The sequence below is a fragment of the Yoonia sp. 72 genome (genome assembly GCF_034652275.1).
Taxonomy (GTDB): Bacteria; Pseudomonadota; Alphaproteobacteria; order Rhodobacterales; family Rhodobacteraceae; genus Yoonia.
In genome coordinates, this window is record NZ_JAXIWG010000005.1 from 104,651 (window position 1) to 123,515 (window position 18,865).

Sequence of the window (18,865 nt, forward strand, 5' to 3'; positions counted from 1 at the left end):
GCTAATCATCGGCGACGACGACACAAGCGCGAACACCGTGATGCGGACGCCGACCGCAGCCGCCGGCGATGCCTCACATCATTACCAAAACACCAACCTCACCCGCCAGCAGGCGGGTTTTTTTATGTCTGGAGACTTACCAATGACCACCACATCCTACACCCATTTCCGCGATGTTCCCAAAGGCGCATGGCGCTGGTCCAACTTCTCGCCCGCCGAAATTGCCTGCCGCGGCACTGGTGCCATCAAGATCAACACCGACGCCCTCGACAAGCTGCAGGCGCTGCGCGACCACCTCGGCAAGCCCCTGATTATCCGGTCGGCCTACCGCAGCCCGAGCCACAATCGCGCCGTCGGCGGGGCGGCTTTCTCCAAACATATGGAAGGCACGGCCTTTGATATCGCGATGGCCAATCATGACCCTGCCACGTCCGAGGCGGCGGCACGCGCTGTCGGGTTTCTAGGCATCGGGCACTATCCCCGCTCCGGCTTCATGCACATTGACCTTGGGCCGGCACGCAGCTGGGGCACAAGGTTTCCGCCTCGCGCCGTACCGTTCGCTCCAGAAGCCCCGCTTGCCCGCGAGGTACTGGCACAAAGCCGCACCCTGCGCGGAACCGGCGCCGCCGGTGTCGCAACAATCGGCGCAGCCGGGGTCGAGGTCGCACAAGACATTCTGGCCGAGGCACAAAGCGCGGTCCTGCCGCTTGTGCCCTACCTCGACACGCTGCGTTGGGTCTTTATCGCACTGGCGCTCGCCGGTATCGTCGTGGCCATCCATGCCCGGGTCGATGACTGGAAAAAGGGGCTGCGCTGATGTGGGCCAGTTTGCTGCCTCGGCTTTTGGCGAAGCCATGCGTACTGCGGGTGGCGCGTTTCGTCCTCGCAGCACTCACCATCACCCTGTTCATTCTCAACCTGCGCCAAACGGCCGAGCGTGCGGGCCGCGCTGCCGAACGGATCACGACGATGGAGAAGACCAATGCCGTCCAACGCCAAATGCTCGTTGCAGCCGCCCGCCGCCCTCGCAACCGCGATGATCTTGTTGACCGGCTGCGCGGGGGCGGGTTTTGATACAGTGTCCAGCGCCTGCCCGCCCGTTGCGGAATACAGTCGGGCTGAGCAGGCGCAGATGGCGGAGGAAGTTGCTGCGCTGCCAGACAGGGCGCTGATCACAGAATGGCTGGCGGATTATGCTGTGTTGCGGGACCAGGTGCGGGAGTGCGGGCAAAGATAGAACCAAGCTTTTGTAACCGGCGACCCTGTCGCAGGCAGCAACCGCCGACCAGTGTCCACGACTGGATCCCAGCCTCGCCGCATGGTGAAATGGGCACAATTGTGCCCATTCGATTAGCCTTCGACATCACAAAGCTTCGCTTATGATTGTCCCGAAGGGCGGTTTCCGGACGTTCGCCGCATAAGCAAACGCGCTCTTGCCTCAACACAGAAGCAGACATTCCGCCCGGGTCATACCGCCGAACCAGGCGTGACCTACCCAGAGGGCAGGTCACCGACGTTCGCTGCTGCCTCAAGATACAAGCTGTTTTGAGAAAAAGCCGACGTCGGACTCGCTTTATGAATTGGAACTGTTTCATGTTTTCAAAGCAACCTAGGGTCAGTATCTTCTCAAAATGGAAAACGCATCCTTAGACAGGCGAGTCACCGTACAAGTTCATCACGAGACTGTGGTTCAACCGTTGAGCCATTTGCGCGGCCAGCCATATGTTGTGTTGCTCGGCGAGCCCGGCGCGGGAAAATCGACGGCTCTGGAACAAGAGGCTCGTGCCGAGGGTGGAGAGGTCGCAACTTGCAGGGCAGTAATGAACGGCTTTCCGATTGGCGGGTCTGGGACTGCCTATCTTGATGCCCTTGATGAATATCGTTCAGGTGATGGTGGAAAAGACAAACTCCTGCGTCTCGCTAACGCGATTTCAAAGAGCAGTGCACGCAGATGGCGCCTCACCTGCCGCGCTGAGGACTGGCGCGTAACAGCGGACATCAACGCGATGCGGCGTGCGGCGAACAACGAGCCCATCGTTGTGGCTCATCTCCTGCCGCTGAACGACGATGAAGCGCAATTGGTCTTGGTCTCTCTGGGAGAAACCGATCCAGAGCGGTTCATCGGTGAAGCGCGGAACCGGGGTGCCGGTGCATTTCTAGAAAATCCGCTCAGTCTTAGATTGCTTTACTCGGTTGTCGTCTCAAACGGAGTATGGCCGACCTCGCGCTTTGACTTGTTCGCGAGAGCCACATCGGCGCTTGCCCACGAATACGACCCGGAGCGCGAAACAGACCCGCGACCTGGAGCGGACGAAATCCTCTCCGCCGCCACCGCCATGAGCTTCTACGTCCTCGCTTCCGGGGCGAAAGGGCTCTGGCGTTCAAACGCGTTACCGCTTGGGTCAGCTGAAAACGAATATATAGCTACGCATTCCCTGGGGCTCGATACGCGCGTTCTCGAAGCCGCATTGGACACCCCGCTTTTCAGGGGCGAAGGACACACATTCGCGCCGTTTCACCGAACGGTCGCTGAGTTTTTGGCAGGCCGATTTCTGGCAAGAAGGGTGGTCGGCGCTGGAGCAACGCTCGCTTTTCCGTTGCGGCGGGCGATTAGCCTCATTACCGGACACGACCAGAGGGCTCCGAGCGAGCTCAGGGGGCTGTATGCGTGGTTTACTGCCCACCTGCAATCGGAAGGAGATTCCGGCGGGGCGAGACGCCTCATTCAGCATGATGCCGCCACGGTGCTGGCGTATGGCGACGCCGCGGCGTTCGATACGGCTGGACGACGAGAAATTCTTTATCACCTGGATCGTGATGACCCGTTCTTCCTCGCCTCGCAGGACGATGCGACTGTCGTAGGCGGGCTCGCCGGCGATGATCTCGCTGACGATTTCAGAACCATTCTCGACGCTGAGGTCCGTAGTCATCTGCAGGTCACCGTGCTTCAGGCCCTCGCGGACGGTCCGCCCGTTAAACACATGTCGGGTAAGCTGAGTGAGATCGTGCTCGACGCTACCCGACCTCTGTGGATGCGGGAGAGAGCGGCTGAAGTTCTCGTCTCCCAAGCCAGCGACAGGAATGGAATTCAACGTGATCTATTGGACGATCTGGTCGACACGACGGCGGATTGGGGCCAATTGGCGATCCGTGCCCACGTCCTGTCGAGCATGTCATCACAGGATGTTCAGTTCTCGGATATCCACGCGTTGCTCGAGGATTTCGACAGCTTGCCTGCGAAAACCCGTGATGGGGAGGACAACGACGACACTGGTTCGTTGGTCTCTCTGAGCATAGCGATCGCGCGGTCTCCGCGACCGGATTTATTCGACAAGGGGATTGGAAGAAGCGATGTTGCCCGCCGGCACAAATTTCAGGTCCAGTCGCTCCTAGATCGTGCGTTTGTCGCCACAGTTAAAGCCAACCCGGACATATCCGCCGTTCGACTTCTATCGTGGCTCGGCAATCTCCGAGAACATCGATGGGACATGCTCGACAGAGATGTTGCTGAAGTCATTGGAATGTGGATTGACTGCGATTCGGATCGTCGGGAATTGGAGTTATTCCTCGCCGTCGAGAACCAAAGCTCCGGCGAAGAAGGCGCGTGGATGGTGTGCAACGATTACATCTCGACCGCAAGAAGGCTACCCTCCGACGCATTGATCCGGGAGTTGTTGGATATGGCTCAAGCAACGAATGAGCGCAAAGCCAGAAAACGAATGTTTCAGATCGCCGCGTATGCCGCCCGGGGCGAAACACTCTGGCCGAAATGGCAAAAGCCGATCGTGTCTCTGCTAGAGCAGGAACGAGATTTCAAGGGGTTCATCAAGTCTCTCCTCTCCGACCCGAACGCGGGATGGAAACGGAAGGAGACGAAGAGAAAAGCCAACCTGGAAAAGAAAACGGCAAACTCGCAGAAGGCGAATATCGCCAAGCTAACCCCGGTAATTGACAGAATCTCAAGTGGCGCACCGGATCAATATTACGTCTTGAATTGGGCTGCCGGGCACTACCGTAACGCGCGGATCAGCAACGATAAATCGCCGTTCCAAGACATCGTCAAGTACACAAATGAGGAGATCGCCGCGGCGATCGCGGAAGGCTTCGTCCAATTTGCAATCAATACCGACATCAAGGTTGGTGTCGAAGATCTCGGCGAGGCCCAAGCTAAGCTTGGGACCTACCCTCACGAGTATGTCGTAGCGGCAGGGTTGCACCAAGCGCTATTGCATGGCCGTCAAAACGACATCGACGCTTCTCCGTTGATCATCGCCTTGGTCGGGCTTCGGGAAGCCCACTTCAGTGCCGACGACGATCCTTCGATTGCTGTTTGGGCAGCCGCCCGCCTTGCCAAGGATCCTGAGCAAGGTGCTGACATGATGTTGCGGTACTGGAACGCCGCTCTTGATGCTGGCGATGATGATCTTGACGCCATTCATCACCTTACGAATGCGGATCAACCGGCACTTGTCTCTCTGTGCATGCTCAACTTGCTTGGCGATAGGCCGGGGCTGCCAGATCCCGCCCTAAGCCAGGCGATCAGGGCGTGCGCCGGCAGTTCGACAATCGGAGAATTAGTCGAACTCGCACGCCGCACATTGGAGCGTGATGACCTCGAACAGACCCAACGAAATATTTGGTCGTTCGTCGGTCTGGCGCTGACGCCCGAGGAACTTTCCGATCGGCTCTCGGAAGAAGACCTCGAAGCTGCTTTGGTGGCTCCGAACGGAGATTTGGCTAAGACATTCAACGAATTGAGCCCAGACATCGACCTGCTGGACAGAATCAGGATTGCCGCTCTTGGGAAAAAACACCCTGCACACGACAATGATTGGCGGCACTCTGATGGTGTGAGCGGGATTGTCAGAGCCGCGATCCGGCGTCTCGGAGCTTCAAATTTGGCCGCAGCCGGAGAGCACCTGAAAGAGCTTGCTCCGAGGGTAGACCCGACCTGGGCGCCCCATATCGCGCATGCGGCCGCAGAACATGCCCGCAAGTTGCGCGATGCGCAATTCGAGGCGCCTTCGGTGAGCCAACTGATAGGCGCGCTCGCAGATGGCGCACCGGCGACACCATCGGACCTTTCGGCCATCGTTCTCGAAGAGGTCGAAAGGTACAAGAGCTCGCTCAGGACCGGCAGTGAGACGCCCTGGAAGCGGTTCTGGAACACCGATGAGTACGGGGCAGCGACCGAACCACAGATTGAGAACGAGGATAGGGACCGCCTCCTTGAGTTGCTTCGTCCTCGGTTCGAAGGATACGGAATTGCAGCGAGCCTTCCCGAAGCCCGTCGCGGCGAAAACACCAGGGCCGACGTCCTAATGCTGAGCCACGGGGGCAAGAATCTGCCGATCGAGGCGAAACGGCACTACAATGGCGAGCTCTGGACAGCCGCTTCGACCCAGCTCGCGGGTTACGCAGCGGATCCGGACGCCTGCGGTTTCGGAATCTATCTCGTCTTTTGGTTCGGTGCCGAGTTCAAGGCGCCGAAGAGAAGCGATGGCGCCGACGGTCCCGATAGTGCTCAGGCACTTGAGGCGATGTTAGTAGATGATCTTCCGCCTCATTTGAGGGAGAAGCTCTCGGTTGTGGTTCTGGACGTATCTCGACCTCAGTCGATGATCGAGGCCGTCAATAAACGAACAAAGGGTGCTTGAAACAGGTGAGTAGGATCAACCCACAGTCAGAAAGCTTCGTCCCAAGTTCCATTAACGTCAAAACACCCGATTTCTGGCAGATCAGATTAGCGTGTGAAACCAGAGCAATTCCATTTCAAGCAGGGCTAAATCGAACAAAGATGTCCCAACTGTGGAGATGGTGGCTTATCGAGGCTGACCATCATCCATGGCAGCTATGCGCACGCCGCGTTGCAGCGACGCACTCAGAGATGAGTAACTGAAATAGGCCGACATCACTCAGTAGGCCGAGTAGAAATCGGCTTCCCGACATGGCCTTCAGCGATTGACCGTAAGCTTTCTAAGCCTCCGACTGCGTCCTCTATCGCTTTCCTAAGTTTTTGATCGTGACCTGGGCAGAACTTCCCACCCTTTGTTTTCTCACCGCATCCACAGATGCAATCATATTTAGCCATGCTTTCTTCCAATACTCTTTTGCGAATGAGTATGCGTATTCAGATCAAGTGAAGCAACGGCTGCTTTTGGGGTGCGGCACTGCAGCACCTGCACACTTCTGAAAGTCCGGAAAGGGCCGTTTGTCAATTTTGACGCAATCGAATTGTTTCTAACGAAACTGCACGACGGCGGTCACCAAGGACGCGATCATGCAGTCTGCTCCCTGCGTTTTAAGCTGCCCAAGATGGTACTAATCTCTTCTTCAAGATGCTGGCCCCTGTAAACGAACGATGTCTCATGTCGCGCGTATTGGCCGTGTCGGTCGGCGCTGAGCCAGTTGTATGAGCCTATGCAAAGAAGGTCTGCATCGATCGCCACGATTTTGCTGTGTAACTTCGGGAGCTTGTGCAGTCTTACACCGATCTTTGAGAACGCCTTTTCGACTGCTTCCATCTGGGTCACTCCACCAGCAGCTTGGCCCATGTTGAGCAGCGGATCAGTAAAGACATCGATCTCGGCCCCACGCCGGACTGCGGTTTCGAAAGCAGCAAGCAGTCCAACGCGTTCCATTGTGGTTGCGATCACCCACGGGCTGACAATGGTGTAGCGGCGCCCACCGGCCGCAAGCGCATCCAGAAGGAAAGCATCATGCCCTACTGCGTCGCGCAACATCTGAAGTTGGCCGCTTCCTTGCTTCAGGTCTGTTCGCGGCTCAGCCGCAAACTCAAGAGCGTTTGTCTCTGACGCGAACAAAAAGTCGGCGAGGATGGCCCGTGGCGATCCGGCTTGAGCCGCTGCCAGAACGTCCATGTCCCCGAATACAAGGCAGCTGTCTTTTGCCCGGGAAACCATCACATTTAACATGCTGGGCGAGGCGTCAATGAAACCTCCGTCTGCGTGTTTGGAGTAGACAGGCGAAAAGATCACCACGGGTCGCTCGGCGCCTTGTAGCGCGTGGACTGTTCCGATGGTCATGCCTTCGCGTCCTTCGACCGCGATCTTGCGACCGGCACATGCATCGCGGATCTCGCGAACTTGTCGGCCAAAGGGGGTAATGATGCCCACGATCTGCTCTATGGGCTTGCCATAGCGGGCTTCCAGTTGAGAGCGGTTGGCATCGAGCCATGCAGCTATGGTTTGTGCCTCTAGCAGGTTGGCCCGACTACTCCCCGAAGTGACGGCACGGCCATCGACATGCAGGTACCCAAGTGCCGGAAGACCAGCGTCTGAGGGGGCATTGCCGCGCAACGGCCGCAGCTTTCCCTTGTAGCACAAAGCATTGCTAAAGCTGATGATCTCGTCATAGCACCGCCGGTGTTCGAACAGGTAGAGTCCTTTCTCGAGGTCCGGATACGGCGATACGCGGCAAGCCTGCTGTGCAAGGCGCATGGCACTGCCAGTGGTAGAGCAGATCCCCCGATCAGAAAGGGTATCGATGTCGGCTTCGCTTGCGAGTACCCCACTGTCTCGAAGATTGCCCACGTCCACCGGTCGGGGCACCGATGAAATCGGTTCAATCTGTTGGGTGTCACCGATGACCAGGGCGCGCTTTGCCAAAGAGAAAGAAGCGCCTGCAACTTCAGGCAGAACCTGACCGGCTTCGTCGACGATCAAGAGGTCGATAAAATCAAAGAGGTATTCGGTCGCCCACTTGCCCCCGTCGCGGCGGGTGTAGGTCATCTTACCCGGCAGGCTGGCAAAGGTTGCCACAGCGCAAGGCGTCAACATCATACGGCGATGCCAACGAGGAATAACTGTCGCTTTTCCGTTCTTTCCTTTTGAGGCTACGATTCCGGCGAGGTCGGCCTCCATTGCCAGAAGCCAGCGACCCTCCCAGTAGTGCGTTGCCAAAAGGAAAAGGGGAAACCGGACGTCAAGGTCGGCCCGGCGTTCCAGTGCGTCCAGATCATCGCTCCCGCCCAAGGCCTCAGTCGCCTGAGCCCAGTTGCTTTCCGCTTCTTGAAAATTCAGACGCATAGATCTGGCTTTTGTCAGTCTCTGCTCGGCGGATTGCAGCGCTTCTTCTGCAGCCCGAAGGTCGGTCCGAACCCGGTCCTCAATATCTGAAACCCGCTTGGTTGTCTCCAGCCCCAGCATCAAGTCGCCAATCGCGAGCCGAGCCCGCAAGGCGCGCTTCTCTTTGACGGATGATAAAAATCCAACCACAGCAGTCAGCGACGATTCCGATGCCAGATACTGGTCGAGAGCAGATTTTGCGGCACGAAGCTTTTCGACAGCGGCCTGTCGTGTCGCCGCCTCTTCACCAAACTTTGCCTCAGCAGCATCAGGATCAACACCCAGGGCCGTCTTTAAAGCAGAGATAGCTGTCTGCCGATTATTTTTGGCACGATCAATCTGCGCCAGCTTCTCTACTTCACCTGCCAACCGAGTCTGCAGGGCTGCTACCACGGTTGCTAAATCGGGATTGGGGAGCGCGGGAAAAGCCGCCCTTGCCGCTTCGAGATAGGCATCCTTCGCGCGCTGGACGTAGGCGACTGTCTCCCGTTCGACCTGGAACTCCTCAGTTTGATAGCGCCGTGCCGCTTCCAGGCGTCGGGAATGTGACGCTAGGAACATCCCGAAACTGTCCACCTCCGGCAGCCAGCGCCCGGCAAAAGGCCCTTCTCCTTTACCAAAATCCTTGCCGAAAGCGTCGATGATGTTTGTAACCGCTTGATTATTCGATGACGCCGCAACAATCACTGGTGGTGCCTCGCCGCGAAGAGCAGCGCGCACCCAAAGGCCCGCAACCGCCGAAAGCAGCATGGTAGTTTTCCCTGTCCCGGGCGGGCCGTTAACGGCGATCACCTCTCCCGAGGTCGAGGCGTCAAGCCAGGCCAGAACCTGCCGTTGGTGTTCTGCTAATGGGAAGGTCGAGTTGGAATGACCAAGCCGCCGGGCAAATTCCTGTTCAATCCGATGGTCCGGGTTCGCTGCGACCCGCTCGGGCCGCGCAACTTGCCTAAGCAGTTGCGCTTCAGGTTTCTCAGCCAGCAGCTTGTCATAAAGATCCAGAATACCGCGGACGGTTGCATTTGCATCTTCAGCCAGCTCGAGAAAGCCTGACCCGATGGCTTGGTAATCAGCATCGCCGCGCGGCCAGCCCTGCGAGACGGCATCGACCATTTTTCGGCAATGACCAAGGTACTCCTGCCAAGCAAGTTCGCCAGACATCTCGGGCAGCGGCGTTTCGGTCAGGAACACATCAAGCGCTTCAACCGTTCCGATTGCAAATTCGCCAGAGGGCAAGGGCGTCAGTAGATCCCGCGCCAAGGCATTTCGCATAGGCGTGATCCGCCCATCCCGATCAACTGTCGCCTCGGTCACCACCGGCGCCACAAGCTCAGGCAACCCACCCGCCCGTGCTGATCCGTGTGACGACTTCCGCGCCATGACCAAAGGCCAGAACCGGATACCGATCGTCTTGGTTGCTGCTTGCCCGCGAAACACCCGCTCAATGGCTTCGCGCGGCAGGACACCGGACTTCACTGCATCGCCTGGGACCTCAACAAAGCGCTTGCGGTCAGACTGGGTGAACTTTCCTTCACCCAGCGCGCCGTCAGCCAATGAGGTTCGCCAATATCGCAGTAAATTGCTTTGATTAGTTACCATCTACAGTCTCCCCGCCATGCGCAACGCGTTTGCCTCAACCGCGGCGGCAGTTTGTGTGACATACCCTTCGGTAGCGCCGTGCAATGCAACCACCTCGGCCGTAACCTTCACCCGGTTCGCCACCAGCTTGTCGATCAACTCTTGAACACGGTTTCGCACATCGGTAGGTCGGTAGCCGATCTCGCGCGCCATCGCTTCCCAGTGCTGCCCTGCGATCATGTCTGGCGTGCGCCTCTTGCCAGCAATGCTCTGGGCATAGCTCTGGACCACATGCGGCCAGGACAAGACCGAGGACACATCGTAGAGCGGTGCCAGACGTGGTGTGCCTCCAACCGGCACAATGAGCGAATAATTCTTGGCGTGTGCATCGGTATTGGCGACGAGGATGTTGAATATAATCTGATCAAGTAGCGCCAAGGCATCTGTTGCGCTAACGTAGCGTCCCGTTTCCAGCAAGGCTTTCAGATCCAGGCCCCGCAACGTGCCACGCTCGTACTTCCGCCCGGGGGGCAGACTATTGGCCTGCGCAAAATCCTCCTGATGCAAGCGTAAAAGCTGCCCATTGCGCCCCTCCCTGCGATCATAACGCAATACACCAATTGCAGTGCGGTTTGACGCCCGCAGGATTGTCGCCTGCGCTGAATTGATGCCGATCGCCTGCGCCATCCGCAGACACCAGACCTCGTTTTCTGTGATGCCGGGAAGGTTGAGATTTTCCGGCTTCACGATCAGTGTGGAAGGTGCGCCGTTCAGAGGTATTGCGAGCACGTCACCAGCTGCCGGCAATCGCAGCACAGGTGCACCGTTAGGACCAAGTAAGGCCAGCGCTGATTTTTTCTGGCCACCTGCCAGCGACTGGCGCACCCCTTCCTCACCAACCAGAAACGGTCGGCGGCTTAGGTCCTCGAAATGGCGGTCAAGCGCATCCTGCGGATCATCGGTGCCGTAGAAGTCCGTCAGCGGCGTATATGACCAGCGGCTGCTGTCAGCGGGCTCCCCGAAGGACAGAGCGCCCGCTGTGTCCCCGCCGATCTCCTGCAAAACGGCCAACACATCGGCCTGATCCAGGCCGAGCGAACGCGTCAATATTTGCAGCTGTTCCTCTTCCGGCAGCAGGTTTGCAAGCCACGGAGAGATTACGTCAGAAGCATATGGCACTGGGCTCAGCGGCATGGTCACCGACAACGGGAAGGCTCCTGTCGTCTGAAGCCACCGCTCGCCGTAACGCAACGACAGCGCGCCATGTTCGGCGACCTCGATTTGCCCAACCTCAAGCGTATCAAACCAGATGGGAACAGACGCCGTCACTCGTAATCACCAAGGTCATAGCCCTGTATAGGTTCATCTGTTGTAGCGGATTGACCCGAAGAGGCCTCTTCCAACAAACTGGCGAGAGGCACGCGCAGCGCCGCTGCGATCCGGGCAAGCGTCGTTAGCCGTGGATCCCGCTTTGCCGTCTCGATCACAGAAAGCGCCGGAGCACTGATCCCGGTCAGGCGGGCGAGCTGATCCAGATTGAGGCCTTGCGCATTGCGGACGGCCCTGATGCGTCGGCCAGTATCCGCGAGAAGCTTTTGATCTGCGTCAGTGGACATGCCGATGTATTTACCCTTTTCGATAAAAATAATGCATCAATCGCCCACAATCAAGAATTTTATCGTTATCGGTAAATATTCTGGTGGGCGACTAACCCAGCGACAAAATTACTACTTTCAGTAAGTACTGCCTCGATGCTGCCTACGTGGTGGGATCGGGCGCGCAGGGCTTCTGAAATACCGCAGTGTCCAGATCAAGCTCAAGCGCGCCCGCAAACATCACAACACCTGCGTGGTCGGCTCTATCTGCGCCGACCGTGGTGGGCTCCGTGCGGGTTCGCCGCCATCCCCACCCCGCACTTGATCCGACCCACTGTTCGGCGTCTCCTGCGGTCCCCGCGCTTCTGGGTCCGGGTCCCCTATCCGACTTCTGATAATCCCACTGCCCGTTTATGTTTCTGAAACTGCTTCTTGCTGAGGTGTCGCGCTCAGCTGTTCAAGGCGGTTCACGATCTGCCGGAACTCAGCATGAATTTCAGCATGATACTTCTCAAAATAACGGGCAATGCGCTCGTTCTGCAAAAGCCGCGCGACGTATCTCCCAGCCACAACAAGGCGCAGATGATCAGGCCCGAGTGTACCCTCGATCAGCTTGATGTTGCGCTGCAGGTCGGACATCTCAGCCCTCATCCGCTCGACCTGATCTCGGGTCACACCGGCGGGTTCCTTCTTGGTCGACGGATCAACGAGATCCAAAGCATCAGTGGCGGCCGGAATGGCTTCACAATATGTAACCGTGAAGTTGTTAGCAGCAATCATCAGCTCCGCCGCCTGGATCTGGCGCAAAGGCTTCATCTTGCGCAATGCACGAAAACTATTCAGTGGGCAGTGCCGCGCTTTCAGTAGTTCGGCGACCTCAGGACAGATGCCGTTTAGAAGTGTTCGCTTGCGACGGATCAGCGCCACATCCACATTCAATGCCGCAGCGATGCGCGCCTCAGACACACCGCGTTCAACAGCTCGCAGGATCATCTTGTGCTCCTGGATCGTTGCTATGCGACTGATCCTCTTGTTGTAGGTAAAGGACTCGTCATCAGTCGCAACAAGACAGGTGACCATCTGTTCGTTCATGTCCTTCAGCACCTGCAAACGCACATGGCCATCAAGCAAAATGAACGCTCCATCCTTTTCACCTGACCGCGACACCACCGGTGGTTCGATCAGGCCCACCTCACGTATCGATGCGGCAATCTGCGCATATTTCGGGCCTTTCTGTACTGTGGCGGAGACCTGTTTGATCGGCAGGATTGCTACAATGGGGATCGACACAAGGTTTGGCTCGAAGGCGGGAGCTTTCAACGAGACGGATTTATCCAGATTTGTCATGCGTGCGGCTCCTGAAGACCTTCGACGATAATTTGCGGAAGCGAGTCGAGCCCTTCGGCACGCAGCAGGGTCAGAAAGTTATCGTCTTTGAGCAGTGCTTGAAACGCGGCATCCAAAAAGAGGAGGCTACTGCGCGTCGACCGGGCCCTGCGCACCATATCTTGCTGGCGTTCAACTTCACCCCGGTATGCCCTAACCAGCGCGGCTGAAGTCATGCGAACCTGGCGTTGTCCCTGACGTACTGGCGCTTTCTGTTTGCCATGCCGTTGGCGCAACTCGACCAACCTGCGGGCCTCAAGAAGCTTCTTGCCACGCAGTTCGCCGGATTCGTAGGCCGCTTCAAGCGCCTGCTGTACGTCTTTTTCGTCGGCCCTCGAGATATAGAGCGCAACGCTCAACGGCATCTGGCCGCATTCGACCGCCACCAGCAGACGCTCCTCGCCGCTAGCAATAAGCTCTCCGATTTCGTGCACATAGGACAGCGAAAGTCCGGTCTTTTCAGCAATCTGATCATCAGAATACCCACGGTCACGCAGGATGGCGATGTCCTGCAACAGCTCCAATGGTCGCTGTGACCTGCGCGCTATATTTTCAATCACGCTACGCAGCAGCCTTTCTGCCTCTTCAGCCTGAACGACGATTGCAGGTATTTCGGTTTCACCCAAAGCCATGCAGGCTTCCATGCGTCCCTGGCCACAAACCAATCGATAGGTGTCGCCGCCCTCGCCCGCCACTTTGGCAACCGTGATCGGCTTCTTCAGCCCAACTTTTGCAATGCTGTCAATCAATGCGCGGAAAGTCTTCTCGGCGCGCTCGCGTGGGTTCTCCACAACACTCGCAGCAATCGGAATTCGCACGACCTCTTCGGCCATATCACTCAGCATGGTGTTACCTCAGCAACGGGTACGCGTCGCACCAGAGAGAATAGAAAATCAAGGGTAGCAAAGCGAAAGGCATCCAGCATCAGACCATTCTCTTCGGCAAGCCCCAACCGGTTACGTCGCATCTCGAAACGGGGCAGCAGATAATAATCGAGAGCGTCCGTGTTTTGCCGGTTCATGCGAACCGCAATGGTGATGTCAGGTGACAACCCAGTATCAAAACGTACCTTCCAACGTAGGCGACCCGATGGCAGTTCACGACATCGCGCGACAACTACCGATGCTGTGAACTCGTCGTTTAACGTCAAAAGCTCAGTCTTGGGGTTTCGTGTGATCGAGCTACCCATTTCGGCAATATCTTGGATCACCCGTTCGACCACTGCGCGATGGAATACGCGCAGCAAACGATTGATTTCGAGATATTGGTAGTCGCGAAGCGGCGTAAACCCGACAAGCGTATATGCGCGCAGCAGGCTGCCGAAGCGCTGCGCATAAGCCCCGCTCGATGGCATATCCGCTGATTCGTCGATCACCAGTCCAGATATGTAGCCGTAACGCTGAAACACCTTGTTCAGGCGCTCGAGCATTTCTTCGTCTGAAAAACGACGGTTGCGTGATGCGATGATAGCTTGAACCTTATGGAACTTCTTTGCATCGACAATTGCCTTAAAAGCGCCATCCGAGCGGATCCACATTTCCGGACCATTAGCGACACGTTTGCGTTTCAGCTTGAATGATCGGCGGTTATACACGTTGTTGCCGATGTACTTTTCATTCGTCAGAACCTGATGGATCGTCGCTCTCGTCCATGGTCGCTCCCAATCAGTCAGAACCCCACGCTGATTTAGCTCGTGTGCGATCTCTGCTTCTGATCGGCCATGTTTCAAGAAGCGGTCATAGATAAACCGCACCGCCTCAACCTCAGCGTCGGGACCAGGCACCAGGATAACCCGATCGGTCTGAAGACTTTTGTGCTCTCCGCGTCTCAGCTCTGCCTTCACGTTGCCCCGGTCATCAATCAACACGCGGCGCAGTCCAAAACCTGCCGGACCACCCTGTCGGTACCCAAGCTCGATCAACCGGCACTGCCCTGCAAAAACCTTGACTGACAATTCGCGGCTGTATTCGCCAGCCATCGCACGCTTCACGCTTTTCACGATGGTAGATGTTGGCGATCCATCATTTTCGAACTGTTCCGCACAATAGGCAACCTGCATGCCCGCTTTGCGACACCGATACTCATAATATGCGGACTCGTCGGTGTCCTGAAACCGCCCCCAGCGTGTGACGTCGTACACGAGTATGACGGTAAATTCCGCTGCACCACTTTCTACATCTGCGACCAGCTGTTGCAGTGCTGCCCGTCCCTCGATGATCAAGCCGCTTCGTGCATCATCGGAATAGGTCTTCACAATCTCAATGCCTCGGCGCTCAGCGTATTCGCGAATTGTTTGCGCCTGGTTTTGCGTTGAATACTGCTGATGCTCCGTCGACATGCGCACGTATTCTGCGGCGCGAAGCTTTACGGGCTGACATGATGTTGCTTCAGTTAGATACGAATTCACCCGAACCACGTCCGCCTCCAGTTCAGATTTTGCGGTCTACTCCGGCCACGGTCCTGATGTCGCCACTATAGGTCCGAACACGAATCTACCGCATTGATGTCATTTCCCAACTTTTAATGGAAAGGACAGGTGCGATGCGGGTCAAGATGGGCACAGTTGTGCCGAAAATGGGCACAATTGTGGACATTGAGGCATTTCCAACAGATTACCGAAAGGCGATTGCGTTAGCTTTGATCGAAGATCTTGGGCTAACGCATCGCGCCATCAAGACGGCGATGGCGTGGACCGGAGCCAGTGAGCGAACGGTAAAGTACTGGCTTGCCGCTGAACGCGGGCCGAGCGGTGAACATCTCATCGCACTGGCAAGGCACTCCGATGCCGTTTTCCTGACCATTTTGTTGATGGCGGACCGGCTGGTTGATGAGGATGGCGACGCCTTGTGACGATCACAGCGCAACCGAAACCCCGAACCCGGCTCCGGTTGCCGCTCCTCCTGCGGCAATGCCTGCGGTCGCGGCCGCTACAGACGCACCGGCTGCGGCGGCCGATGCTGCGCCAAGCGCCATGACCGCTGATGCTGTGCGTGCCGAAGCCGCCGAGGTAGCGCAGGTTTGCGCCCAGGCCGCCCGGCTGGGCGTGACCATCGACGCGGCGGACGCGGTCAGCAAGGGTCTGAAGCCCGAGGCCCTGCGCGCCCGAGTGCTGGCCGATCTTGCCGCCCGTAGCGACGCGGCAGGCATCATTGCCCGTGCCCCGGGCAGCGGCTTCGAAGGAAAGCCCCATCGTAGCCGCTGCCAAGAAAACTGCGACCGACGCCAAGCACTGAACCAGCGCCCCTTCCCCGTCCCCCAAAAAAATGGAGACTGACCAATGCCCGTCCTGACGGAACAGCCCAGCATGGGCGATGTCCTCAAATATGAGGTCAACCCGAACTATACCCGCGAGGTGATCACCCTGCTGCAAGGCCAGACCTAACACGCTCGGCCTGCCACTCTATGCCCGCCAGCATCTGGACGAAAAGGGCCGCTGGATCGACCTGATGACCGAGGCCTCGATCCTGCCGGTGAACAAGCGGCCGCGCATCGCGATCCGCATCCACACTTCGAACTGACGGCCCCGACATGAACGCCTTCGCCGCCGCCATGGACCGGATCTATGCCAACCCGTCCATGGCGGCGGCCGCTGTCTGGATTTCCGGCACGACATCGGAGGAACGCCCCATCCGCGTCATCCGTCGCGCCCCGGATCGGATCACGGAATTCGGCGCTGGGCGCTTTGTCAACGACACAATGATGGTGGATGTCCGACCTGCCCGATCCCCGCCTTGGCGATCTCATCGTGATCGGCGTGGACAGTTTCACCATTCAGGGCGAGCCAGTGCGCGACCGCGAGCGCCTGATCTGGTCGCTGGACCTGCGCCCATCATAAAGCTGAAGATTGCCTTCGATCCCGACCTCGTAGCCGTGATGCAGGCCGAAATCGCTGCTGGGGAAAAAGCAGTCTCAGCGGCCATGCGCGAGGCAGGCAGCTCCCTGAAATCCCCCTGGCGCGGGCAGATCACCCGCGCTGGCCTCGGCACCCGACTGGGCAACTCCATCCGCCTCGCCAGCTTCCCCAAATCCGGCGACAGCCTGAACGCCGCCGCGCTGGTCTGGTCAAATGCCCCGGTGATCATCGGCGCGCATGTCACCGGGCCACTGATCCGGTCCAAGGATGGGTTCTGGTTGGCGATCCCGACCCCGGCCGCCGCGAAAAGCACAAAAGGCGGCCGGATCACTCCCGGCGAATGGGAACGCCGCACGGGGTTGCGCCTGAGGTTCATCTACCGCCGTCGGGGGCCCAGCCTCCTGGTCGCCGAAGGGTGGCTGAATTCGAAAGGCCGGGCCGTGGCGTCCAGGTCGAAAACCGGGCGCGGCGTGGCGACCGTGCCGATCTTCTTGCTGGTACCGCAGGTCAAGCTGCGCAAGCGGCTGGATCTAGCGCGGGATGCAGAGCGGGCGGTAGACGGCGTGCCTGGGCGAATCGTGGCGGAGTGGCAACTAGGCTTGCAAAAAAAGTAACGGCAGCGCTTACTTGCAGAAGCTCAAGCATAGGAAGAGGTCAATATCGTGGCACGAGTGTTCATCTCTCATTCTTCTGCTGACAAAGCATTTGCTCGGATGCTGGCAAAAGATCTCGAGGACCGAGGCATTCTTGTTTGGATCGATGAAAAAAATATTAGAGTTGGTGATTCCATTCGAACTTCAATTGAGGACGGGTTAGCGAAGTGTGATTTTGCAGTTATTGTGATCACAAAGGACTCACTTTCGCGGCCATGGGTTACAGCCGAGTTAAGTGCACTTTTTTCGCTTGAAGCAAGCGCCAAAAGAAAGATGATACTACCGTGTGTTGTTCAGGATGCAAGCATCCCGCTTCTTCTTTTGGATAAAAAATATGCCGATTTCCGAACAGACTATGCAGTTGGCCTTCGGGACGTTCTTGACGCTGTCTCTCCCAACAGCAGTTCTTGGGACTTCCTTTCAGAGCACCTTTAAGTTGAACTTGATTTCAGGAGAATAGACGGAAGTATCTGTAAAATAAGAAAAGAACATAGAATAGTAGCACAAGTCGACAGGTTAGATAAGTTCGTTGAGGATTGGACCTCTGACGGAATTATTAAAATTCAAAATTGTCGCCCCGGTCGAATCTCTAAGGTCTGGCGTGAGGGAGCCAAAACATATCAAGAAAGTACTTTCCCAAAAATTCTCATGAAGGGCGACGTCGTAACGAAAATTACTAACTTGACTTTTTATGACTCTTTTCCATCCAATCAAGAATACTGGGATCTTTATCAATACTTTCCATCAAAGTCTTACAAACTCCAGGTGAAGTTTCTTAAAGGCCGCCCTCCAAAAAATTACTGGGTCATCGAGAAAAGAGGAGCAGATAGAAGACAACTAAATGGCGTTGCAAAAACTAAAATATCCCTTGGCAGAACGATCCTTACCGTAAATGTACCTCAAACACAAATGCTAGCGGATTATCAGCTACATTGGACTTGGTAAAAGCTAACATCATCGAATGCCAACCGCTCGCGAAACCATCTTCGCCGCGCTGCATGCGCGGCTGCAGCCGCTTGCCGCCCTTGTTCTGCGTGACGAGGTGCTGCCAGAGCGTATCCAGGCGGCCGGGCTGATCATCCTGCGCGATGGCCAACCGGGCGAACCGGAGGTCACGCTGTCGCCCATGCGATACCACTATCAGCACCGCGCCGAATTGGAGGTCGTCGTCCAGGCGGGCACCGGTCGGGCCAGCACCTTCGACACCCTGATCGCCACCATCGGCACTGCGCTGGAGGCCGACCGCACGCTTGGTGGCCTCTGCGACTGGGTCGAACCCGAGGCCCCGGCCTCGGTCGATTTGCCCATCGAAGGCGCGGCGGCCCTGAAGGCGGCGGTGAAGCGTGGCTCACATGGCTCCTCCAGCGCTTGCCTGATCACAAGATCAATCGCATCGAAGATCTCATGCCTTGGAACTGGCAGCCCAAAAACGCCTGAGACCGCGCCCACACCGGACGGATACGCTGAACCGCCAGTGCCCTCCTGAAAACGCTTATGACAAACTGCCCTCGCCAACGCAAAAAGCCCGCCAGATTTCTGGAGGGCTTGGTAAACGTTGATGTGGCGTTGATGTGTTTTAGAGGAGTAGAATCCCGACTGATTAGGTCGGGTTCTAGGTATTTGATATTTCTTTATAATTTGGTTGCGGGAGTAGGATTTGAACCTACGACCTTCAGGTTATGAGCCTGACGAGCTACCGGGCTGCTCCATCCCGCG

Annotated in this window: 14 protein-coding genes, 1 tRNA gene and 4 pseudogenes; 12 read left to right on the top strand and 7 right to left on the bottom strand. The window is 57.2% G+C overall.

Going from position 1 to position 18,865, the window contains the following annotated elements:
- Window positions 1-142 precede the first annotated feature (142 nt).
- The 3 genes from VCK47_RS17605 (at window position 143) to VCK47_RS17615 (ending at window position 5,657) form a co-directional block, all read left to right on the top strand.
- Window positions 143-817, top strand: coding sequence for a YcbK family protein (locus VCK47_RS17605; RefSeq protein ID WP_322890054.1), 675 nt, complete (start codon window positions 143-145; stop codon window positions 815-817).
- Window positions 817-1,074, top strand: coding sequence for a hypothetical protein (locus VCK47_RS17610; RefSeq protein ID WP_322890055.1), 258 nt, complete (start codon window positions 817-819; stop codon window positions 1,072-1,074). Before VCK47_RS17605 ends, VCK47_RS17610 begins: the two co-directional genes overlap by 1 nt.
- A 746-nt stretch (window positions 1,075-1,820) precedes the next feature.
- On the top strand, window positions 1,821-5,657 hold the full coding sequence (locus VCK47_RS17615) for a hypothetical protein (protein ID WP_322890056.1): 3,837 nt from the start codon (window positions 1,821-1,823) through the stop codon (window positions 5,655-5,657).
- Window positions 5,658-6,278: 621 nt separating this feature from the next.
- Here the strand turns inward: VCK47_RS17615 and VCK47_RS17620 are convergent.
- From VCK47_RS17620 to VCK47_RS17645, 6 genes are all read right to left on the bottom strand, one after another.
- The gene (locus VCK47_RS17620) at window positions 6,279-9,638 is read right to left on the bottom strand and encodes an AAA domain-containing protein (RefSeq protein WP_322890057.1); all 3,360 of its coding nucleotides are present in this window, start codon (window positions 9,636-9,638) and stop codon (window positions 6,279-6,281) included.
- Between the two features lie 45 nt (window positions 9,639-9,683).
- Window positions 9,684-10,991, bottom strand: a complete 1,308-nt coding sequence (locus VCK47_RS17625; protein WP_322890058.1) for a HipA domain-containing protein — start codon at window positions 10,989-10,991, stop codon at window positions 9,684-9,686.
- Complete coding sequence (locus tag VCK47_RS17630) at window positions 10,988-11,278, bottom strand: helix-turn-helix transcriptional regulator (protein ID WP_322890059.1); 291 nt, start codon at window positions 11,276-11,278, stop codon at window positions 10,988-10,990. Before VCK47_RS17630 ends, VCK47_RS17625 begins: the two co-directional genes overlap by 4 nt.
- Window positions 11,279-11,668: 390 nt before the next feature.
- Window positions 11,669-12,604: a plasmid partitioning protein RepB C-terminal domain-containing protein gene (locus tag VCK47_RS17635; RefSeq protein WP_322890060.1), complete on the bottom strand. Its 936-nt coding sequence runs from the start codon at window positions 12,602-12,604 to the stop codon at window positions 11,669-11,671.
- Entirely contained in the window at window positions 12,601-13,488 is an 888-nt protein-coding gene (locus VCK47_RS17640) for a ParB/RepB/Spo0J family partition protein (RefSeq protein ID WP_322890061.1), read from the bottom strand. Before VCK47_RS17640 ends, VCK47_RS17635 begins: the two co-directional genes overlap by 4 nt.
- On the bottom strand, window positions 13,482-14,987 hold the full coding sequence (locus VCK47_RS17645; RefSeq protein WP_416236691.1) for a recombinase family protein: 1,506 nt from the start codon (window positions 14,985-14,987) through the stop codon (window positions 13,482-13,484). Before VCK47_RS17645 ends, VCK47_RS17640 begins: the two co-directional genes overlap by 7 nt.
- Before the next feature lie 197 nt (window positions 14,988-15,184).
- Between VCK47_RS17645 and VCK47_RS17650 the strand changes: the two genes are divergently transcribed.
- The 9 genes and pseudogenes from VCK47_RS17650 (at window position 15,185) to VCK47_RS17690 (ending at window position 18,586) form a co-directional block, all read left to right on the top strand.
- Window positions 15,185-15,493 (top strand): XRE family transcriptional regulator, encoded by a 309-nt coding sequence (locus VCK47_RS17650; protein WP_322890063.1) that lies wholly within the window; start codon window positions 15,185-15,187, stop codon window positions 15,491-15,493.
- Between the two features lie 121 nt (window positions 15,494-15,614).
- A complete protein-coding gene (locus tag VCK47_RS17655; RefSeq protein WP_322890064.1) occupies window positions 15,615-15,917 on the top strand; it encodes a hypothetical protein in 303 nt (100 codons plus the stop codon).
- Between the two features lie 3 nt (window positions 15,918-15,920).
- A pseudogene (locus VCK47_RS17660) lies at window positions 15,921-16,016 on the top strand (head decoration protein); the annotation flags it as partial.
- Window positions 16,017-16,023: 7 nt separating this feature from the next.
- Window positions 16,024-16,161 (top strand): annotated as a pseudogene (locus VCK47_RS17665) (major capsid protein); the annotation flags it as partial.
- Between the two features lie 58 nt (window positions 16,162-16,219).
- Window positions 16,220-16,478: pseudogene (locus tag VCK47_RS18000) on the top strand (head-tail joining protein).
- A complete protein-coding gene (locus tag VCK47_RS17675) occupies window positions 16,475-17,110 on the top strand; it encodes a DUF6441 family protein (RefSeq protein ID WP_322890680.1) in 636 nt (211 codons plus the stop codon). The pseudogene VCK47_RS18000 and the gene VCK47_RS17675 overlap by 4 nt, the downstream one beginning before the upstream one ends.
- A gap of 48 nt (window positions 17,111-17,158) precedes the next feature.
- Window positions 17,159-17,584 (top strand): toll/interleukin-1 receptor domain-containing protein, encoded by a 426-nt coding sequence (locus VCK47_RS17680; protein ID WP_322890065.1) that lies wholly within the window; start codon window positions 17,159-17,161, stop codon window positions 17,582-17,584.
- A gap of 526 nt (window positions 17,585-18,110) precedes the next feature.
- Window positions 18,111-18,488: pseudogene (locus VCK47_RS17685) on the top strand (acyl-CoA transferase); the annotation flags it as partial.
- 29 nt (window positions 18,489-18,517) lie between these two features.
- Window positions 18,518-18,586, top strand: coding sequence for a hypothetical protein (locus VCK47_RS17690; RefSeq protein WP_322890681.1), 69 nt, complete (start codon window positions 18,518-18,520; stop codon window positions 18,584-18,586).
- A 202-nt stretch (window positions 18,587-18,788) separates the two neighbouring features.
- Here the strand turns inward: VCK47_RS17690 and VCK47_RS17695 are convergent.
- Window positions 18,789-18,865 (bottom strand) — tRNA-Met (locus VCK47_RS17695).